3 protein-coding genes are annotated in these 2,488 nt (G+C 62.1%); 2 read left to right on the forward strand and 1 reads right to left on the reverse strand.

Annotation, left to right across the window (positions count from 1 at the left end; all coding sequences use genetic code 11):
- Window positions 1-35 precede the first annotated feature (35 nt).
- Both EN994_RS27000 and EN994_RS27005 read left to right on the forward strand, forming a co-directional pair.
- A complete protein-coding gene (locus EN994_RS27000) occupies window positions 36-773 on the forward strand; it encodes a dienelactone hydrolase family protein (RefSeq protein WP_063168200.1) in 738 nt (245 codons plus the stop codon).
- Window positions 774-881: 108 nt separating this feature from the next.
- A complete protein-coding gene (locus EN994_RS27005; RefSeq protein WP_063168199.1) occupies window positions 882-2,060 on the forward strand; it encodes an NAD(P)/FAD-dependent oxidoreductase in 1,179 nt (392 codons plus the stop codon).
- A 2-nt stretch (window positions 2,061-2,062) separates the two neighbouring features.
- Here the strand turns inward: EN994_RS27005 and EN994_RS27010 are convergent, their stop codons facing one another.
- The gene (locus tag EN994_RS27010) at window positions 2,063-2,470 is read right to left on the reverse strand and encodes a DUF1801 domain-containing protein (protein WP_063168198.1); all 408 of its coding nucleotides are present in this window, start codon (window positions 2,468-2,470) and stop codon (window positions 2,063-2,065) included.
- Window positions 2,471-2,488: the final 18 nt, after the last annotated feature.

Below are 2,488 nucleotides of genomic sequence, written 5' to 3' on the forward strand. Positions count from 1 at the left end.
GATATGTATCGCGCATCTGTCGAACGGAGCGAGCGATGACGAAACACGACCTTCAGATCAAGACCAGGGATGGTGTTGCCAATGCCGGGCTTTTCCGCTCGGCAAACGCATCTCCTGCCAAGGCCGGCGTCATTCTCTATCAGGACGCCTTTGGTCCGCGGCCGGCGCTCGACAGTATGGCCGAGCGACTGGCGAATGAAGGCTATGCGGTGCTGGTGCCCGACCTGTTCTACCGCAATGCACCCTACGGGCCGTTCGACGCCAAGACCGCCTTCGCCGAGGAAAAGACCAAAATCCCGCTGATGGCGCTGGTCACCGGCACGACGCAGGACATGACCATCAGCGACAGCGGTGCGTTCCTCGATGCGCTTGCGGCAGAAGGCATTACCGGGCCGATCGGCACCATCGGCTATTGCATGGGCGGCGGTCGATCATTGAATGCGGCTGCAACCTATCCCGAACGGATAAAAGCGGCCGCAAGCTTCCATGGCGGCAATCTCGCCAGCGACGCCGCCGACAGCCCGCATCGCAAGGCAGCCTCGACCAAGGCGCGCGTCTATGTCGGCACATCCGGCGTCGACAGGAGTTTCCCGCCGGAACAGTCGGCGCGGCTGGCCGAGGCGCTCAGGGTTGCGGAAGTAGATCATGTCATCGAGAACTATGCCGGCATGGCGCATGGCTGGTGCGTGCCCGATCACAGCGTTTTCAATGCCGCGGGCGCCGAACGCCACTGGAAGCGCTTGACGACGTTGTTCGCAGAGACGCTGATCTGAGCCTTTGCCTGGCTGTTCTTGCCTGTTGGCTGTCCGCCCCGTTCGCGGTATCAGGCAGCACAAATGCGCTGCGCCGGATGAGTGGGCCGAGCGGGAACGAACAGCCTGATGCAATCCTATGATGTCGTGATCATCGGCGCGGGTGCCGCCGGAATGATGTGCGCCGTGGAGGCGGCCAAGCGCGGCCGTTCTGTACTGATCCTCGATCATGCGGCGGCGCCTGGCGAGAAGATCCGCATCTCCGGCGGGGGCCGGTGCAATTTCACCAACATCCATGCCAGCCCGAAGAATTTTCTGTCGGGCAATCCGCATTTCTGCATTTCGGCGCTCAGCCGCTATACGCAACGCGATTTCATCGCCCTCGTCGAACGCCACCGCATCGCCTATCACGAAAAGACGCTTGGGCAGTTGTTCTGCGACGGCTCCGCACGCCAGATCATCGACATGCTGGTCTCGGAAATGCAGGACAAGGGCGCCGAACTGGTGCTGTCGACCAGCGTTGAGGATGTCCGCAAAACCGTGGAGGGGTTTGTGCTCACTCTCTCCACGGGCACGATTAGGTGCCAGTCTCTGGTCGTGGCCTGCGGCGGCAAGTCGATCCCCAAGATGGGGGCGACCGGTTTCGGCTACGAGCTTGCCGGACAGTTTGGGCTTGCCATCGTCGAAACGCGGCCGGCGCTGGTGCCGCTGACCTTCGACGCAAACACGCTCGAACGGCTGGCGCCGCTGGCCGGCAACGCCGTCGACGCGGAAGTCTCCTGCGGCAAGACGCGGTTCTCCGAAGCGATGCTGTTCACGCATCGCGGCGTCAGCGGACCGTCCATCCTGCAGATCTCGTCCTATTGGCGCGAGGGCGACGAAATCCGCATCGCCATGCTGCCGGGAGTTGATGTGGCGGACCTCATTCGTAGTGCCAAGCGCGGTAATGGGCGGCAGGCGGTGCAGACCGTGCTGGCAAATCACCTGCCGAAGCGGCTGGCGCAGTCGATCGCCGAACGAACCGGCATCGACGGCAACCTCGCCGATCTTGCGGACGCCCAGATCAAAACCATAGCTGCCGCAGTCAATGACTGGCGCATCAAGCCTGCCGGTTCTGAGGGCTACCGCACCGCCGAAGTGACACTGGGCGGGGTCGACACCAACGGGCTGGACCAGAAGACGATGCAGGCGAAATCCGTGCCGGGCCTGTTTTTCATCGGCGAAGTCGTCGATGTCACGGGTTGGCTGGGCGGTTATAATTTCCAGTGGGCATGGTCGTCTGGCTGGGTGGCAGGCCAGGCAGCATAGACTTACTTCCGTGGCTTCGCCCCAGTAGCTGCCGGCGCCTTTTTCTTCTTTTTGGCCTTGTTGTAATCGATGGCGGCACGGACGAGCTCTTTCAAAGCGCTCTCATTGAGCCTGTCGCCCTTGAACACATCGATAGCCCGCCACACCTTGCCGCCAAAACCATTGTTGAACAGCCTGTCGGGATCCGGCAGGCTGGCGCCATGGGAAAAGGTCAGCTTCACCTTGTCCTTGTGGGCGTTGCCGACCACGATGTTGCCGTCGAAGCACCATACCGGGCTGCCCATCCACTTCCACTCCTCGATGATGTCCGGGTCGGCTGCAAGGATGGTCTTGCGGATGTCGGCGAGCGTCTCGCCGCGCCAGTCCGAGAGACCGGCGATCAACTGGTCGATCTGTTGCGAGGGGGTCATTTGGTGTCTCCTGTGCGT

It is taken from the genome of Mesorhizobium sp. M7A.F.Ca.CA.002.09.1.1 (assembly GCF_003998555.1).
In the GTDB taxonomy this organism is placed as follows: domain Bacteria; phylum Pseudomonadota; class Alphaproteobacteria; order Rhizobiales; family Rhizobiaceae; genus Mesorhizobium; species Mesorhizobium ciceri.